The sequence below is a fragment of the Streptomyces sp. NBC_00203 genome, from assembly GCF_045206325.1.
Taxonomy (GTDB): Bacteria; Actinomycetota; Actinomycetes; order Streptomycetales; family Streptomycetaceae; genus Streptomyces; species Streptomyces lutosisoli.
On sequence record NZ_CP108126.1, the window covers coordinates 5,833,531 to 5,850,446 of the forward strand.

General features: G+C 69.1%; 18 protein-coding genes and 1 pseudogene. 12 read left to right on the plus strand and 7 right to left on the minus strand.

The features are described from left to right. The first annotated feature begins 191 nt into the window (after positions 1-191). From OG975_RS26220 to OG975_RS26230, 3 genes are read left to right on the plus strand one after another with little or no spacing between them, the layout of a single operon-like run. Positions 192-1,751 carry a class I adenylate-forming enzyme family protein gene (locus tag OG975_RS26220; protein WP_406331820.1) on the plus strand — a complete coding sequence of 520 codons (1,560 nt, stop codon included), beginning with the start codon at positions 192-194 and terminating at the stop codon, positions 1,749-1,751. Next, positions 1,748-2,602: a 2-amino-3,7-dideoxy-D-threo-hept-6-ulosonate synthase gene (locus OG975_RS26225; RefSeq protein ID WP_406331821.1), complete on the plus strand. Its 855-nt coding sequence runs from the start codon at positions 1,748-1,750 to the stop codon at positions 2,600-2,602. The genes OG975_RS26220 and OG975_RS26225 overlap by 4 nt, the downstream gene beginning before the upstream one ends. Next, on the plus strand, positions 2,574-3,683 hold the full coding sequence (locus tag OG975_RS26230) for a 3-dehydroquinate synthase II family protein (protein WP_406331823.1): 1,110 nt from the start codon (positions 2,574-2,576) through the stop codon (positions 3,681-3,683). The genes OG975_RS26225 and OG975_RS26230 overlap by 29 nt, the downstream gene beginning before the upstream one ends. Positions 3,684-3,751: 68 nt before the next feature. Here the strand turns inward: OG975_RS26230 and OG975_RS26235 are convergent, their stop codons facing one another. Beyond that, the gene (locus OG975_RS26235) at positions 3,752-4,306 is read right to left on the minus strand and encodes a DNA-binding response regulator (protein ID WP_406331824.1); all 555 of its coding nucleotides are present in this window, start codon (positions 4,304-4,306) and stop codon (positions 3,752-3,754) included. Between the two features lie 806 nt (positions 4,307-5,112). Then, entirely contained in the window at positions 5,113-5,766 is a 654-nt protein-coding gene (locus OG975_RS26240; RefSeq protein ID WP_406331826.1) for a hypothetical protein, read from the minus strand. Positions 5,767-6,048: 282 nt separating this feature from the next. Here OG975_RS26240 and OG975_RS26245 point away from each other — a divergent pair, with 282 nt between their 5' ends. The 6 genes from OG975_RS26245 to OG975_RS26270 all read left to right on the plus strand — a co-directional run bounded on the left by OG975_RS26245 (position 6,049) and on the right by OG975_RS26270 (position 11,485). Then, on the plus strand, positions 6,049-6,459 hold the full coding sequence (locus OG975_RS26245; protein WP_406331827.1) for a hypothetical protein: 411 nt from the start codon (positions 6,049-6,051) through the stop codon (positions 6,457-6,459). A gap of 136 nt (positions 6,460-6,595) precedes the next feature. Continuing rightward, positions 6,596-7,291 carry a response regulator transcription factor gene (locus tag OG975_RS26250; RefSeq protein WP_406331829.1) on the plus strand — a complete coding sequence of 232 codons (696 nt, stop codon included), beginning with the start codon at positions 6,596-6,598 and terminating at the stop codon, positions 7,289-7,291. A 253-nt stretch (positions 7,292-7,544) separates the two neighbouring features. After that, positions 7,545-8,198 carry a restriction endonuclease gene (locus tag OG975_RS26255; protein WP_406331830.1) on the plus strand — a complete coding sequence of 218 codons (654 nt, stop codon included), beginning with the start codon at positions 7,545-7,547 and terminating at the stop codon, positions 8,196-8,198. A gap of 497 nt (positions 8,199-8,695) precedes the next feature. Next, positions 8,696-9,703: an SPFH domain-containing protein gene (locus tag OG975_RS26260; protein ID WP_406331831.1), complete on the plus strand. Its 1,008-nt coding sequence runs from the start codon at positions 8,696-8,698 to the stop codon at positions 9,701-9,703. 216 nt (positions 9,704-9,919) lie between these two features. After that, on the plus strand, positions 9,920-10,690 hold the full coding sequence (locus tag OG975_RS26265; protein WP_406331833.1) for a GAF and ANTAR domain-containing protein: 771 nt from the start codon (positions 9,920-9,922) through the stop codon (positions 10,688-10,690). A gap of 78 nt (positions 10,691-10,768) precedes the next feature. Continuing rightward, positions 10,769-11,485 carry a GAF and ANTAR domain-containing protein gene (locus OG975_RS26270; protein WP_406331834.1) on the plus strand — a complete coding sequence of 239 codons (717 nt, stop codon included), beginning with the start codon at positions 10,769-10,771 and terminating at the stop codon, positions 11,483-11,485. A gap of 28 nt (positions 11,486-11,513) precedes the next feature. Here the strand turns inward: OG975_RS26270 and OG975_RS26275 are convergent, their stop codons facing one another. Together OG975_RS26275 and OG975_RS26280 are read right to left on the minus strand one after the other, a co-directional pair. Then, positions 11,514-11,927: a DUF1003 domain-containing protein gene (locus OG975_RS26275; protein ID WP_381257957.1), complete on the minus strand. Its 414-nt coding sequence runs from the start codon at positions 11,925-11,927 to the stop codon at positions 11,514-11,516. Positions 11,928-11,969: 42 nt separating this feature from the next. Further along, positions 11,970-12,791 (minus strand): SigB/SigF/SigG family RNA polymerase sigma factor, encoded by an 822-nt coding sequence (locus OG975_RS26280; protein WP_406331836.1) that lies wholly within the window; start codon positions 12,789-12,791, stop codon positions 11,970-11,972. Positions 12,792-13,191: 400 nt separating this feature from the next. Between OG975_RS26280 and OG975_RS26285 the strand changes: the two genes are divergently transcribed. Continuing rightward, complete coding sequence (locus tag OG975_RS26285; RefSeq protein WP_406331837.1) at positions 13,192-13,782, plus strand: hypothetical protein; 591 nt, start codon at positions 13,192-13,194, stop codon at positions 13,780-13,782. Positions 13,783-13,865: 83 nt separating this feature from the next. Next, positions 13,866-15,284: a PP2C family protein-serine/threonine phosphatase gene (locus OG975_RS26290; RefSeq protein WP_406331838.1), complete on the plus strand. Its 1,419-nt coding sequence runs from the start codon at positions 13,866-13,868 to the stop codon at positions 15,282-15,284. Between the two features lie 148 nt (positions 15,285-15,432). Here the strand turns inward: OG975_RS26290 and OG975_RS26295 are convergent, their stop codons facing one another. From OG975_RS26295 to OG975_RS26305, 3 genes and pseudogenes are all read right to left on the minus strand, one after another. Next, positions 15,433-15,744: an ANTAR domain-containing protein gene (locus OG975_RS26295; RefSeq protein ID WP_406336468.1), complete on the minus strand. Its 312-nt coding sequence runs from the start codon at positions 15,742-15,744 to the stop codon at positions 15,433-15,435. Between the two features lie 23 nt (positions 15,745-15,767). After that, positions 15,768-15,929: pseudogene (locus OG975_RS26300) on the minus strand (PRC-barrel domain-containing protein); the annotation flags it as partial. A 58-nt stretch (positions 15,930-15,987) separates the two neighbouring features. Beyond that, positions 15,988-16,260 carry a hypothetical protein gene (locus OG975_RS26305; RefSeq protein ID WP_406331839.1) on the minus strand — a complete coding sequence of 91 codons (273 nt, stop codon included), beginning with the start codon at positions 16,258-16,260 and terminating at the stop codon, positions 15,988-15,990. Between the two features lie 422 nt (positions 16,261-16,682). Here OG975_RS26305 and OG975_RS26310 point away from each other — a divergent pair, with 422 nt between their 5' ends. Further along, positions 16,683-16,856 carry a CsbD family protein gene (locus OG975_RS26310; protein ID WP_327430524.1) on the plus strand — a complete coding sequence of 58 codons (174 nt, stop codon included), beginning with the start codon at positions 16,683-16,685 and terminating at the stop codon, positions 16,854-16,856. Positions 16,857-16,916 lie beyond the last annotated feature (60 nt).

The following is a 16,916-nucleotide window of genomic DNA, read 5'->3' on the forward strand; positions in this document are numbered from 1 at the left end:
GACGAGGATCAGTTGGTCCATGACATTGGTCATGGGGCCGCCAGAATTGCTTCAAGTGGCCGTCGAATTACCTTTGTTTCACGGCTGATGATGATTGTCATCCGCCTCGGCGGGACGCTTGCGCGTGCCGTCCCGCCCTTCCAGGATTGTTGCTGATCACTCGATGTGCCGCGACGGAAGATGGGACGGGAATGTCTACGGGGCAGACGCTGAACAGCCACACGACACAGACCCGGCACTATGTTCTGCGCATTCTGGAGTGGCTGGAGAAGGACCCGGAGAGAATCGCCGTGCATTCCTGGAACGGCGACGTCACCGCCGCCGATTTCCACCGGTCCGTGGCGAGCGCCGCGACTTCCCTCGCACGGGCCGGAATCGGCCCCGGCGACACGGTGGCCGTCCTCACCGAGCCGAACTGCGCGGCCATGCTCGCCGCGCGCTACGGCGTCCACTTGCTCGGCGCCGCCGTGACCCATATCCGCTCCATGAACGCCCGGTCCGACGCGGACGAACTGCCGGCGGCCGAGCAGGCCCGGCTGCTGCGGGCCACCGGCGCGCGAGCGCTGGTGGTCGACGGCCCCAACGTCCGCCGTGGCCGCGCTCTGTGCGAGAACCGTGACGGCACCGCACTCGTCACGCTCACCGGTGACGACGCCGTACCGGGCACCGTGGACCTGCCCCCGGCCGCCCGCTACGCGCCGGACGACCCCGCGGTCGTGGATCTGACCAGCGGCACCACCGGCCGGCCCAAGCTCGTGCGCCGCTCCTTCGGGGCGCGGGGCCGGCTCGTCGACCTGTCCTTCGGCGTCTCCGCACCGGACCACCGGCCCACACTCCTGTCGGTCACGCCGGTCAGCCACGCCACGGCGACGATGGCGGACGCGGCGCTCGCCGCGGGCGGCACGGTGGTGCTGCACAACGGCTTCGACGTCGACGACGTGCTGCACGCGCTGACCGAGCAGCAGGTGACCGACGTGTACCTCGCGGTGCCCCACCTCTACCGGCTCATCGAGCAGCCCGGCATCGAGGACGCCGTCTTCCCGGCGCTGCGCCAGGTCCTCTACAGCGGTACGGCCGCCGCCCCGTCCCGCATCGCCCGGGCGGCACGCGTCTTCGGACCGGCTCTGGCCCAGCTCTACGGCAGCACCGAGGCCGGCGGCATGTGCACCCTGACTCCGCTGGACCACTGCGAACCAGAACTCCTGTCCAGCGTCGGCCGCCCCTTTCCCTGGGTGGAGATGGAAATCCGAGACCTCGACTCCGACGCGGCGGTCGAGCGCGGAGCGACCGGCGAAATATGCGTCAGGTCGCCCACCCTCATGGACGGTTACGTCGGCGAGGAGGAACTCGTCGGCCCCGCGATGCGTGACGGCTGGCTCCGCACCGGAGATCTCGGCCACTGGGACAAGTACGGATACCTCCATCTGCTCGGCCGAATCGGCAGTGTCGTCAAGGCGAACGGGATAAAGATCCATCCGTTGTCGGTCCAGGACGTCCTGCTCCGGCATGCCGACGTGGCGAATGCCGTGGTGTACGGAATCCGTAACACGGAGTACGCCGAGCACCTGGAAGCCGCCGTACAACTCCGCGCCGGTGCCCGCGGGAGCATCGACGAGCTGCGTGCCCATGTCGCCGCCTCGCTGTCGGCGGCCCACGTTCCGGAGAAATTCTCCTGGTGGGCGGAGATACCCCTCAATCTCTCAGGAAAGCCCGACTACGCAGTACTTGAAGGCCGAAAGGACGCGCAATGATTCCTCACGGGCATTTCGCGCGGTCGTTGCGCTTGCGGCGGCTGCACCACCACACCACGTCCGGGCTGATGATCACGCCCCTGGACCACTCGATCAGTGACGGTCCCGTAGTGCCGAGGAACAGCTCCATCGATCTGCTCGCGGGTCAGCTCGCGGCGGGCGGCGTCGACGCGATCGTGGTGCACAAGGGCAGTGTCCGGCACATCCGCCCGGAGCGGTTCGCGGACATGTCGCTGATCATCCATCTCAACGCGAGCACCGGACAGGCCCCGGACCCGGACGCCAAGTACGTCGTCACGGAGGTCGAGGAGGCCCTGCGCCTGGGCGCGGACGCGGTGAGCGTGCACGTCAACCTGGGCTGCGACGACGAGCGCCGGCAGATCGCCGACCTCGGCCGGATCTCCGACGCCTGCGACCGCTGGAACCTGCCGCTCATGGCCATGGTGTATCCGCGCGGACCGCGCATCGCCGACCCGCAGGACCCCGCGCTCGTGGCCCACGCGGTGACGATCGCGGCCGATCTGGGGGTCGACCTGATCAAGACGTCCTTCCCGGGCTCCCTGCCCGACCTGATGGCGCTCACCGAGGCCTGCCCGGTCCCGGTCCTCATTGCCGGCGGCCCTCCGCGGGCCACGGAGGACGGCGTCCTCGACTTCGTCGGCGAGGTTCTCGCGGGCGGTGCGCTGGGCGTCGCGATGGGGCGCAACATCTTCCAGTCCGGCGACCCGCAGCGTACAGCCGCGCGGGTGGCGCGGCTCGTGCACCGGCGGACGGCCGGCGAACCGGCAGCAGAATTCGACGACATGACGAGGGGACACCAGCGTGACGGACAGCAAGCTGTGCTGGCTTGACATACGCAAGGTCGGCGATCTTGCACCGGCGGTACTCGAAGAGGCGGTGCACCAGCGCATCGACGCCGTCGTCGCCGACGACGTGACGATGCTGGCCGATCTTCCCCCGACGGTCCGCAGGGTCCTCGTGCACGACGGCGGCGCGCCGGCGGACGGCTTCGCGGGCGCCGACCTGGTCCTGGTCTCCGGCAGCGCCGATGACCGCGCCAAGCTCGCCGAGGCGTACCCGGCAATCGAGTTCGGCCGCTACGTCGAGATCGTGGACGCGGACAGCCTGGAGACGGCCTGTCTGTCGGCCCGGACCGAGCGGTGGAGCCTCCTCGACTTCCGCGATCCCACGAAGATCCCGCTGGAGATCGTCATCGCGGCCGCGGCCGGGTGCGACGGGACCGTCGTGACGATGGCCGCCGACGTGGAGGAGGCCCGGATCATCTTCGGCGTGCTCGAACTGGGCTCCGACGGGGTGCTCATGCCCGCGCGGTCCGTCGGTGACGCCACCGCGCTGAAGCAGGCCGCCGGGACCACCACGGGGGAGATCCCGCTCGTCGAACTGGAGGTCACGGCGACCGCCCACATCGGCATGGGCGAGCGCGCCTGCGTCGACACCTGCAGCTACCTCGGCAAGGACGAGGGGATCCTGGTCGGTTCGCACTCGAAGGGCATGGTCCTCTGCGTCAGTGAGACCCATCCCCTTCCCTACATGCCGACGAGGCCGTTCCGGGTCAACGCGGGCGCGATCCACTCGTACACTGTCTCGCACCACGGCCGTACCCATTACCTCAGCGAACTCGTCGCAGGCAGCAAGGTGTTGGCTGTCGACACGAAGGGGCGCACCCGCGTGGTCAGCGTGGGACGAGTGAAGATCGAGACACGGCCTCTGATCTCCGTCGACGCGGTGGCGCCCAACGGGCAGACCGTGAACCTCATCCTCCAGGACGACTGGCACGTCAGAGTCCTCGGTCTGGGGGGTGCCGTGCTCAACAGCACGGAGCTTCGCCCCGGAGACAAGATCCTCGGCCATCTGCCGACGGCCGATCGCCATGTCGGCTATCCCATCGACGAGTTCTGTCGCGAGCAGTGACGCCCGTGCTGGTTCCCGGAGGCAGACTCGCCCCCGGGAACCAGCACATGTCTCTGCTGGTCAGCTGGTCAGATCCAACATCGTTCGCTCGCTATGCGCACAGCGTCGTAGCGGTTGCGCGCGTCGAGTTTTTTGATCGCTGCCGAGGCCAGGTTGCGGATCGTTCCCGCCGACAGATAGAGCTCCCCGGTCATCTCCTTGACCGACGCTCCCGACGCCGTGAGCCGCAGCACGTCCGCCTCGCGGTCGGTCAACGGGCCACCCTGTCCGCCCGCTGCAGGCAGCAGCCGCGGATCCATGATCACCTGTCCTGATGCGACGCCACGCACCGACTCGATCAGTCTCCGCAGTCCGGCGCTCTTGGGGACGATACTCAGTACTCCGGCTCTGAGAGCCCGGTCCACGAAGGCCCGCGTCGGAGCGTCCACGGTCAGCGCCACCCCACAAGCGGGACGCGCCTTGTGTATCTCGACGGCCGCAGTCACGCAGTCCCCGTCGACCCTGTCCGGGTCTATCAGCGCAACCTCCGCATCCGTGCGCTCAACGGCTTCGATCAGCTTGTGGTATTCGCTTACGACGGTCACCACATCAAGACCCTCTTCTCGGTTGAGCGACTCAGCCATCAGCTCGACGGTGAGAAGGGATCTGCCCACAATGACAACGCGACTTGCCATACCGCTCCCCGTTTTATCCCATGTGGCCTGTGTGGTCTCGCCGAAAGGCGCACAGGCCACTTGTGCATCACTCTAGAAAACACCTGTGCGACACGGCTGGACGTCTGAGGAAGATTTGAGCAAGACGTTCGGGTTTCTTGCCGTCCTCTTACTTCGCAACAGCAGCGCGTGGCCGCCATGGAGAGGCTGCCCGGGCGCCCCGCAAGTGGTCGACCCGTGTAGCTGGGGTTGTCGAGCAGTTACCAGGCCGATGGCCGGAAGTGCCATCGCGTTCACAACAGCCTGGGGTCCCTCATCGTGATCGGGTCCGCTGCCACTGCAACCATCGCCGCCCTGGACACCGGCAAAGAGCCGACCTGGCAGAGCGCTGCTCCGTAGGCGGGTCGGCGGCCGGCGGTTGCCCCCTCGGGCAGCCCTGTGCAGGTCCGACAACTGCTGTGTGTAGGTGCTGACGTGCAGCGCAGATGGCCCGAGGTGGCCAAGGGGTGGCCGGACGCCTTTGGACGGTGCAGCACGAGGTACCGGCGCTCAGCATGGCGCAGGTGGTTTGATCAGGCAAAACGGCATCCCGCAGCATCAGCCGTCACGCGACAACACGATCACTCGTGGCCTCGTAATGCGTAGGTCTCGGGTTCGAATCCCGAAGGCGGCTCTGTGGAAGCCCCAGAACTCACTCGCCGTGATCTGGGGCTTTGGCTTTTGCCGGACGCGACGATGGCGCCGTGCGCGTGCCGCCTCGCTGTGTCCGTGGCGGATCAGCGGTTCTGCCCTCCAGGGAATGGAGCGGAGCGCATGGTGGCGTGTCCTGGCCCGTGGGTTTCGCCGAGCTTCTGGTGTTGGTTCAGGTGGTCCCGTCCTGGCGTGTGTCGGGACAGTGAGGTGAAGGACACGAGGAGCAGTGTGGCGCAGAGCGGGATGAAGTCCTTGTTCGCCATCGGGAGGAGCAGGTCGCACAGGACGAGGAAGGGCGTCCATGCCTTAATGCGGCGCATCGCGGCGAGTTGGACCACGAGCGCGAGCATCCCTCCGCAGAAGAGGAAGGGGCCGGCCTGGTAGACGATCGGGGAGACCGCCGGTACCGCCGAAATCCGGGCGATGGCCTCGCTCATCATGTGATGGTCGCCGGTCAGTGCGCCGGCGACGACGTCGATGGTGAACTGTGCGATCAGGCACAGGGCTCCGGCCGTGGCGATTGCCGACAACGCGGTGGCGAGCCGGCCGTTCCCTGCCATGCGGCACAGCTGCCCGAACGCGACGGTGAACAGCGCCATGGCTGCGATGAAGGCCAGATGCCCGGTGGTCCAGGCGGTACCTGGGCCGCGTACCCCGTCGAGGCCGTCGACGATCCGGATCACTCCGTAGGTGAAGGTCAGCAGCGGGGCGCCGAGGAAGGCGGTGCGGGGGTTCACGGCAGGGGCTCCTTGAATGGTTCGGCGGAGTGCGTGGACGAGTCGGTTCGGCGCGGACGCCGGCCGGATGGGAACGTCGGCCATCCTGGTTCTGCGCTGCCCCGAAGTGATCGTCAGCGGGAGCGATCTTCCGCCTCGCTCGGGCGGGGTACGCCGGGGATCTACCTCGCGAGAGTGAGGACGATGATCACTCCGGTGAGCGATGTGGTGGACGGGTGTGGTCGGGGAGCCTGTGGTGGCGCTGGAAACCGGAAGTCCCGGGCGGCGCGGAGGAGGAGCGCCATGAAGCGCCGGTACGTGGTCGGGCTCGCCACCGCTTGTGTTCTGACCCTGGGGGCGGTGGGCGCGGGCTGGGCCGTCGGAGAGGTCGTGGCCCGGCAGCAGGGTCCTTGGCCGTGCGGGGAGTCCGGAGTGCTGGGCGGGTCGGACCGGCTGACGGCCGACCCTGTGAGCGATCCCGACAAGTTCCTGGAGCAGGCGAGGGATCTCTCGAAGGAGATCAAGAGGATGGCCGAGAAGACAGAGGATCGGGAGGTGAAGGAGGGGCTTGAGGAGACGTCCGCCGACTACGACCGGATGATCCGCCGGTTCGAGGGGGACGGCCTGGAGCTGTCCGACGTGTCCGCCCTGACGGGAGACATGACGCGGCTCGACAAGGACTCCCGAACCCTGGACGACGCCTGCGGTGTGTGAGCCACGACGCCTGAGGTGTGTGAGCCGACGCCCGCCACGTGCACGCCCGGCGAACACGGCCCCCGTACCGGATGGTTGCGTCGGATGATCTTCATCGGCCACGCTTCCCCCAGCTCAGCCGCCAGGAGGCCGTGACTTGTCCCCGTTCCCGCATGCGTCCGTGGCGTCCGTGGCATGGATCCGGTCGTTGTACCGGATCGCCACCAGCAACCCCTATCTGCTCGACACCGCATTGGCACTGACCGCGGCGACCGTGTCGGTGAGGCTGCTGATCGCCAGTCGGCAGCCCTCCGGTTCCCCGTGGCCATGGTGGATGTATCCGCTCGCGGTCGCGACAGCCGCGCCGCTGCCCTGGCGCCGCAGGGCCCCCGTCCTGTGCATGGTGCTGGTCTGGGCGGCCCTGGGCCCGTACAGCCATCTCGCCCACGCCATCCAGCCGCAGTTCCAGTTCGCCGCGCTGATCGCGCTCTACACCGCGGCCGCCCACACCATGCCCCGGACCCGGGCGGTGATCTCGGCGGCCACCGTGGTCATCGCCGTCCTGGGGACCCGGTCGCTGGGCGGCGCCTTCAGCAGCATCCTGACCTTCGGCTGCGCACTGATGCTCGGCTCGCTGGTCTGGACGCAGCGGCGTCTCAGCGAGGAACTCATGCGTAGGGCCGAGCAGTTGGAGCGTGAGCAGGAGGCCGAGGCGGAGATCGCTGCCGCCCTGGTGGTCAGCGAGCACACCGTGAAAACCCATGTGCGCAACCTGCTGGCCAAGTTGCAGCTGCGCGACCGGATCCACGCGGTGGTATTCGCGTACGAGACCGGACTCGTCTCGCCCGGCTGAGCCGTGCCGCGCGCAGGCGTGGCCGAAAAGGGCTCTCGCTCGCATCGGGCACGAACATTTGACCTAATGTCAAAGGTGCCTGCGCCGATGCCTGTTGTGCGGTCGCAGTGGCCGCGGGCGGGAGCGCCGAGGGGGATACGGTGCCTTGGACCGATCCGTACGTGAGGAACGACGGTGCACAACTCCGGGGGCAGTGGTGAGCCGCCGGCCGCCGGTGCGGCGGACTCGTAGGTCTCCAAAGCGTGTCCCGACCTTGACGAAGCCCAGCGGGCCCCGGCCGTTGGTGCTCGCCATAGCGGCTGCCGCGGGCGTCGGGCTCTGCGTCGCCGCGGGGCAGTGGCTGCTGCTGGACAACTGGTGGCTGCTGGCCGTGCTCGCCGCCGTCGTGGGTGGGGCCGGCGGTCTCTGGCTCACGCAGTGGGCGGTGAGCGCGCGCTGGGAGCGGGTGCACGTGCGGAGGTTGAGGTACAAGCTCCCCCAGCTCGACGGGCTCCACCACGAGGACTTCGAGTTCGCGGTACGGGACCTGATGTGCCGTGACGGCTGTGCGGATGCCGTACAGGTGGGCGGGGCCGGAGACAACGGCGCGGATGTGACAGCGACCGATCCGCTCGGCAGGCGCTGGGTGATTCAGTGCAAGCACCGGCAGGACGGGGCCTCGGGATCGCCGGTGGGTACCCCGGATCTGCATGTCCTCAACGGCACCGGCCGCCAGCTGCATGGCGGGGACGTGGTGGTTCTGGTGACGAACGGACGCTTCACCTCGGGGTGTGCGCCGCTGGCGAAGTCCCAGAAGCTGCATCTGGTCGACCGCGGAATGCTGGGGGAGTGGGCGGCGGGCTCACGGCCGCTCTGGGAGCTGCTTCAGCGGCTGCCCCCGCCGGGTAAGCGGTCGGCGTTGTCCTGATCCCGTTGTCGTACTGATCACGGGCCGGCGCCCGCCTCGGCGTACCCCTCCCGCAGCTCACCCAGTCCGCACCGTCAGCCGGAGGAGTACGCTCGGGACACCGAGGGTATTTCGCGCACCGGCCTCCATGCCGGTGTCGTTTTCGGCGATTGATGACGCCGGGCCGGTTGCGACCGGTCCGGAGCAGGGTTCGCATCATGACTGCGACCGTTTCGTACGCGCCGACACCTGAGGACCATCCCTCCGCTCCGTCTCTCCGTATGTCGTCGGCTCCCACTGGTGAACTGGGGCCGGAACGTCCCTCGTTGAGAGCCGTGCTCGATCCGTTGCCCAGCCCTTCCGACTGACTGGCGATACCAGCAGCGTCCGCACCGCTGAGTCCGCACCGCTGAGTCCGCACCGCACCGCTCAGCGATGCGCGCAACCCGCAGCATGCCGTGTGTTTCCCGGACCGCTCGGGTTTCGGGGACACCGTCGACGTAAGGAATGTGAGAACCATGGGTGTTCTGATCACTGTGCTGGTGGTGTGCGCCGCGGCCGGACTGGTCCTGCTCGCCATGAGCCTGCGCAGCGTCCAGCAGTACGAGAAGGGCGTGGTGTTCCGCTTCGGGAGGCTGCTGCCGGACATCCGTGGGCCCGGCCTGCGCGTCATCCGGCCGATCGGGGACCGGATGCAGAAGGTGTCCGTCCAGACCGAGGTCCTCGGCATCCCGCCGCAGGGATCCATCACCGCCGACAACGTGACGCTCACCGTCGACGCGGTCGTCTACTTCAAGGTCATCGACCCGGTCAAGGCTCTGGTGAACGTCCGCAACTACCCCAGCGCCGTCTCCCAGATCGCCCAGACCTCGCTGCGCGCGGTCATCGGCAGGGCTGACCTGGACACGCTTCTCTCCGACCGCGACCACATCAACGCGGAGCTCAAGAAGGTGATGGACGCCCCCACCGAGGAACCCTGGGGACTGCGCATCGAACGCGTGGAGATCAAGGACATCGCCCTTCCGGAGTCGATGATGCGCTCCATGTCCAAGCAGGCCGAGGCGGAGCGTGAGCGCCGTGCCCGGGTCATCGCCGCCGACGGTGAGTTCCAGGCGTCCCAGCGGCTGAGTGACGCCGCGGCGACCATGGCAGATACTCCGGGCGCGCTCCAACTGCGCCTGCTGCAGACCGTGGTGGACGTCTCCGCGGAGAAGAACAGCACCCTGGTCATGCCGTTCCCGGTGGAGATGCTCCGCTTCTTCGAGCACCAGAGCCGGGAAACCGATGGCGAGTCCGCGCGCCGGAGCATCCCGCGCCCCACGCCCCCCGAGCTCCCGGAACTCCCCGAACTCCCCGAACTGACCATCCCTGCACCGCCCACCGCGCCCGCCTTCTCTCTGAGCGGAGAACGGGTCGGCTCCGGCGGAGAGCGGATCGGCAGTCGTACGGCGGTGGCGCGGGAACGGCGGGACAACTGGCCGGCACGGGCGGATTCCGACCTCGGCGCGTCACATGACGGCGGCTGATCCCCGCCCGGTCCCGGGCGGTCGGTTCGGATGTGCCGCCGCCTGGCGCACGGTCTGGGCGGGGAGCCGGCGGATCTGTACGTGGTGGAGTCACGCGATACGCCACCCCGGGGGGCATGCCTCCGTCCCGGCTGCCGGCACTCTCCGAACCGTCCAGCTTCCGACATGCGTCGGCCGGGGTTCGCCATGGTTGCCCCTCGGCGCCACGATGACGTGGTGGCCCGGGTGAGGTCCAACGGCCGGTCGGCCCGTGTCCGGGTGCTGGTCGCCGAGCAGGCGGTCCGACGCGGTGGCCGGGTCGGCGTGCTGGACGTGTGCACCGCGGCCGTGGCCGCGCTCCCGGTCGGCGGGGCCGGGCTGTCCGCGATGTCCAAGGCCGCGGCGAGCCATCCGCTGTGCAGCACCGACGACATCAGCGGGCAGTTGGAGGAGCTGCAACTCACCCTGGGCGAGGGGCCCTGCGTGGACGCCTTCACGCAGGGCTCGGCCGTCCTGACACCCGATCTGCTGACCGGTGAACTGCAGGACCACTGGGCCGTGTTCGCCGATGCGGCCCTGGAAGCCGGGGCACGCGCCGTCTTCGCGCTGCCCCTGCAGATAGGGGCGATCAGCCTGGGGGTCCTGGATCTGTACGCCAACGTGCCGACCGTGCTGGACGCCGGGGAACTGGCCGACGCGCTGGCGTTCGCCGATCTCGCGACGCTGCTCCTGCTCGATACAGAGGTCGACGAGACGGGCCCGCCGGCCGGCGGACCGCTGCCGGACCGCGGCTTCGAGGACCTGGGCGCCTACCGGGCGGAGATCGACCAGGCCACCGGCATCCTCACCGTCCAACTCGGTGTCGGCATCGAAGAAGCCTTCGTCCGGCTCCGTGCCCACGCCTACATGCGGGGACGTCGGCTCGCCGACGTGGCCGCCGACGTGGTGGCCCACCGGCTCCGCTTCTCCCCGGACACGGAACCCACACGGACCGACGAGGAAACCTGACGCACCGGCGCCGACCGACGAACTGGCTGCACTTCCCTCCCCCTCCCGGCGGGAATAGTCTCAATCGAGGGTGACACGATGAATCAGCAGCTCCTGGCCAAGACCTTCGTCGAGCTGGCGGACAACCTGGTCGCCGACTTCGACCTGATCGACTTTCTGCGTCTGCTCACCGACCGCTGTGTAGGGATGCTCGGCGCCGACGCGGCCGGAGTACTGCTCGCGGACCGGGACGGCGAACTGCGCGTGATGGCCGCCTCCGACGAACGGGTGCGGCTGCTGGAACTCTTCCAGCTCCAGAGTGATGAAGGCCCCTGCCTGGAGTGCTGCCGCACCGGCACACCCGTGATCGTCGCCGACCTGACCCGGGAGATCGGCCGCTGGCCGCGCTTCGCCACGGCGGCCCACCGCAGCGGGTTCGGGGCGGTTCAGGCGCTGCCCATGTGCCTGCGGGACGAGGTCGTCGGCGCCCTGAACCTCTTCCGCGCCGCCCCCGGCCCCTTCGACCCGGCGGGCACACTCATCGCCCAGGCCCTGGCCGACGTCGCCACCATCAGCCTCCTGCAACAACGCTCCACCCACCGCAGCACGATCCTCAACGAGCAACTGCAGACCGCGTTGAACAGCCGCGTGCTGATCGAACAGGCCAAAGGCAAACTCGCCGAACGCCGAGGCATCGACATGGAACAGGCCTTCACCGCCCTGCGCGCCCATGCACGTTCCCACAACCGGCGGCTGTCCGATGTGGCCCGCGCCTTCATCGACGACTCCGAACCCCTCCCCGGACTGGGCGCCTGACCACCAGCCCCACCCCCTCAACCGTGGTCTACGGCCGCGGCCTTTCGGCGCCGTCCTCGAGCAAACGGCTGTGGAGTTCCGTGGTCATGGCGTGGATCGCACGGGTCAGCTCGGTGTTGGTCTTGAGTTCCAACTCCTGCTCGACGAAGTCGTGATCGGCCTTGATCTGCTGGAAGGCGGCCTGACGATTCTGGCCGATCATGACGAACGTCGACAGGAAGATCGCCTCCAGTGACACCACCAGCGTCAGTGTGGGCCAGGGGGCGGCCTCGAAGAACAGCATCCACAACGCGAAGGAGACCGCGTGGATGTAGACGAACGGCATCGAACCGGCGAACTTGGTGATCGCGTCGGCGATACGCAGTTGGACGTCCGCGGCACGGCTCTGGTGGTGCGCAACCACCGCGGGATGGTGCATGGCCTGGTTGTCCTGCTTGCTCATCGCAGCGTGCCTCTCGCAGATCGGAGTGCCCCCGGGACGTCATCATGACGCCTTGCTCAGATCACGGGCGTCGGACATCACCTGGTCGCGCAGGCGGGCACAGGTACGGGTGATCAGACGGGAGACGTGCATCTGAGAGACCCCGAACTGCAAGCCGATGCGGGCCTGCGTCATCCCGCAGAAGAACCTCAAGTACAGGATCTGGCGCTCGCGTTCGGGCAGTGCCCGCAGCAGAGGCCGGAGCGCCTCACGGTTGACGACCCGCTCGAAGCCGGGCTCCGTGCCACCGAGGGTGTCGGTCAGCGGGTAGCTGTCCGCGGAGCTGCCGGGCATGGCGTCCAAGGACCGGGCGGTGAAGCTCTCCAGCGCCCCTTGGCCCAGCCGTACCTCGGCCTCGGTCAGCCCGGTGTGTGCGGCGATCTCGTGGACCGCGGGTATCGCTCCGCCCAGCGAAACACTCAGCTCATGGTCGGCGGAGCGGACCTGGCCACGCAGCTCCTGTACGCGCCGCGGCACATGCACGACCCAGAGTTCGTCACGGAAGTGCCGCTTCACCTCGCCCAGGATCGTCGGTATGGCAAAGGCCGGGAAGGCGGTGCCGAAACCCGGGTCGAAGCGGGACACCGCCTTGACCAGGCCCAGTTGGGCGACCTGTTTGAGGTCCTCGAAGGTCTCACCGCGATGGCGGAAGCGCCGGGCCAGCCGTACGGCCATCGGCATCCAGGCGCACACCACCTCCTGGCGCAGCGCGGACCTCTCCGGGCCGTCCGGCAGAGCGGCGATACGGCGGAACGCCGCGTCGGTGTCCGGTGCGTCGTCGTAGGGGCGTGCGCTGCGTGGATGCTGCGTGCGTTCGGCCGGCATGGGCACGTGTCTCCCTGATCGGTGGCGTCACTCACCGTGGGAGCCGGCAGACCGCAGCACACAGGGGAGCAGCGAAAACCGCTCCCACGGGTGTGCCTCCGGTCCGAAGCACATCGGACGGCTTCCCGGACAGCCCGCTTTCAAACCCTCGACAAGCCGGCCGGCACACTCACCGGTCGGCTGCCTTCGCCACAGTGGCCCCGTGCCCCCAACGGGCCCCGGCGCGGCGCCGATCCGGGGCTATGCTGCTGTACAGACGTCCCGGACCCAGGCGCCGCACCGCCCATCGGCCACGATGGCACGCCCGTACATCTCCCGGTCTCCTGAACCGAGGCGCCCCATGCACACCCCGCGGCAACCGCATGAACCCGAAGGCCCAGAGCGTCCCGTCCTGGACACGGTGCGTCTGCGCCGACTGAACCGCTGGCAGGCCGAGGGCCTGCGGGAGGACCTGGCGGATCTGTACGTGGAGTCGTCCGCCGCCTCGCCCGGTGAGGAGTTCCACGACCGGCAGAAGTTCCTGCAGCGCCTGGCGGGCGACGTACAGCTGCCGGGATTCGACATGCTGGTCGCCGAGGCGGAGGCTCTGACCGGCTGTGTCTCAGGGTTCCCCGTGCCGCGCGACGGCTCCTGGTGGCAGGGGTTCGACGGACCGCTGCCGCAGAACCTGGAGCAACTCACCGCGTCCGGGCATGTCTTCGCGATCCTCGAAACCGTCGTCCATCCGCACCAGCACGCCCGTGGGCTCGCCCGCCGGCTCCAGGAGCGTCTGCTCGCCGACCACCAGTCCTCGCTCGGCGTCACGTTGGTGGACCAGTTGGCCCGTTCGGCCTGTGCCGCCTTCAAGGACTGGGGCTGGCAGGAGGCGGGGCAGATCCACCGCCTGCCCGGCCAGGCGGCCCTGCGGGTACTGGTTCTTCCTCTTGGCGAGCGCACGGAGGACCATCCGGACGGCCTGGCCCACAACGACCGGACCCAGCGGCCCGAATAGCCGCCCACAACGACCGGACCCAACGGCCCGAACAGCCGCCCGCACCGGCCGGACACGGCGCGTGCGGAGGCGTGGAGGAGCGGGTGGAGCTGTCTCCGGAGCAGGAGGCGCGGCGGATCGCGGCAGTGCGTCGTTACGACATCCTGGACACTCCGCCCGACGGGGCCTTCGACCGGATCGCCGCACTGGCCGCCCGCCTGTTCCACGCGCCGGCCGCGACGGTGACGATCGTGGACGCCGACCGGGTCTGGTTCAAGGCCGCGTACGGTCTGGCGGGGGTCACGCAGATCGGCCGGGACCCGGGGCTGTGCACCTCGGCGATCCTCACCGGCAGTCCTCTGGTCGTCCCCGACACCCTCGACGACCCGGTCGCCCGCGACCACTCCCTGGTGACCGGTCCGGCTCGGGTGCGCTTCTACGCCGCCGCCCCGATCACCACCAGCGACGGTCACCGCCTGGGCACCGTGGACGTCCTGGACACCAAGCCGCGCCGGATCACACCGGACCAGGCCACCGCCCTGACCGATCTGGCCGCGCTCGTGATGGACGAACTCGAACTGCGGCTGTCCGCCCTGCGCATGCTCCGTGTGGAACGGGAACTGGTGGAGGTCGAGCACGCGGCACGGGAGCGCGCCGAGCGGGACAGGTCGGAGATCGCCGCGTACGCCTCCACCCTGCAGCGCACCCTGCTGCCCCCGGCACTGCCGGAAGTGCCGGGCCTGGACGCCGCCTGCCACTACACCACCGCTTCGGTCCACGACGTCGGCGGCGACTTCTACGACGTCTTCCCGCTCGGCGCCGGGCGGTGGGCGTTCTTTCTCGGCGACGTCAGCGGCCGGGGCGCACCCGCCGCCGCTCTCACCTCCCTGATCCGCTACACCTTGCGCTCCACCGCCCTGCTGGAGCACGACCCGTGTGCCGTACTGCGGGCGCTGAACTCCGCTCTACTGTCGGCATCGTCCGACGGCAGCGGCTTCTGCACCCTGGTCTTCGGCACCCTCGCCCCCGAGCCCGCGGGCGGTTTCGCCCTCACCCTGGCCGGAGGCGGCCATCTCCCGGCCCACCATCTGCGACCCGCCCGCCGCGACGGGCCCGACCGGGCGGTCGCCCGGACCGAGCCGGTGAGCCTCGCCGGAGGAATGCTCGTCGGCGCCCTGCGCCACGCGGACTTCGTCTCCCGGGCCGTTCAACTCCTGCCCGGCGAGGCGCTCTTCCTCTACAGCAACGGACTCACCGAGGCCCGTACCTCCCAAGGCGCCCGGTTCGGCGAGAGTGGACTGGCCGCTCACCTCACCCACCATGCCGCCACCGGCCGGGCCCTCGGGGCCGCCGCGATCATCAGCGACCTCACCTCGCTGCTGGACACCTTCCCCGCAGGACCCGCCGACGACGTCGCGCTCCTCGCACTCAGCGCGACCTCGGCGACACCCGCCACGGCACCCTCCGGCGCCTCGGGCACCGCGCACACCAGCCTGCCCTTCCCACCCCCCGACAGCACGTGACCTGGCCGAACGGGCGAAGGGGCGAGGGCGGGTGTTTAGGTTCCACGAGGCGGGCTACACAGCAAAGGCGTCCGACGGCCGTCCTGGACGAAGGCACCGGAGGGTTGAGCTCACAGCTCCCGGTGCCGTCCGACGGGCGCGCACTCGGTCACCCCCGGTCCGCAGCGTGAAGGCGCCGCAGCGCCCGGCGCAGTTCCCGCTGTATCGGTTCCGGGAGCGTCTCGTTCTCCGTCGTGGCGACCAGGGCCGTAGCCACGTCCCGGAGCTTGATATTGCAGTTCTGCGACACACACACCAGCAGATCCCACGCCCTCTCGCTGGAACACGGGGCCAGGACCATCACCATGCCGCGCGCCTGATCGATCACCGCGCGGGTCGCCAGCGCCCGCCCCAACTGCTCGCTCCTGGCCCGCAGTTCGACGACCTCGGCCAGCAGAGCCGCATGGCCGGCCGAGGGCACAGCCGTCAACAGCGGCCGCTCTTCACATGCCGGTGCCGCGTGGGCAGCCCGGTCCGAACGGTGGCCATGGCCGGCTCATCAGTGGTGGTGTCCACATAGACCGCCTCCAGCACACCGATCTTGTGCGACTCGCTGTCGACGACGTCGCGTTCGCGCCACTCCCGGAGATAGGCAGCGTGAATCATGACCTTCCCCTTCCGGATGTCATCCGGCGGGCGTGCACCACACCCCCCGGTCTTCGCCTCACCTGCCGTGTTCGCGGTCCCGCCGGTCCTCGCGCCGCCAGCGTGCCCGGTGCTGGCGGCTGTAGCGACGGTCCCAGCGTTCCTGACGATCCCGGCGCTCTTGGTAGTCCCGGTACTGCCCCAGATCGGAGCTGCGGCCGCGGCCCCCGCCACCATCGCGGCCGTACCGCGCGGTTCCGAAGACCAACACGGCTGCGACCACCCACCAGATGGGGTTGAGGAAGCCGAATCCGAACAGGAACAAGGTGAGGATGAGAAGCAGGGCGAACACCACGGGCCTCCCCGGGAGCTGGACACAGCATCGATACCGGGGACTGGGGCCTCGCTCAACAGCGTAGCCCTACCCAGAGGTTGCGGATACCGGCCGGCGTAGGCGCTTACCGTCCTGCCCGGCTCCCGGAACTCGCCAATGCCGACAGTGCGTTGACACAGGCGGCTGCCGGGCGTTGACTGAGCGAAGGCGTGGGGCTGAACCGCTCCGGGAATCTCCGGGCGAGGCCTTCCACCTTCCGCTTCGCCCGGACCCCGCGGAACGCAGGCACTGTCCCTGTGACCGTGTGGAGGCCCGGCCGTGCTCTGGATTCCTCTCCTTCTGCTGATCAGCCGCAGGCAGTTCACACCGGCCCCGATCCCTCCCGCGGGAACGGCGATCACGCGCCGGGGCCCACTCAGCAGACAAGTAGGAGGCCGGCCATGAGCGTCGGACAGACGATCAAGCACAAGACGCAGGCACTCAAGGGCCTGGTCACCGAACGCATAGGCCGGACCACCCGCAACAGGCGATTGCAGCGGCAAGGCAGGACCGACCGGGTCTCCGGAAACCTGAAGCAGGCCGGCGACAAGGTCAAGGGTGCCTTCAGGCACTGACCACAACACGCCCCGGGTGGTGCTCACGTCGTGTGGTTGCCACCCGGCCGGCCGCCTGAC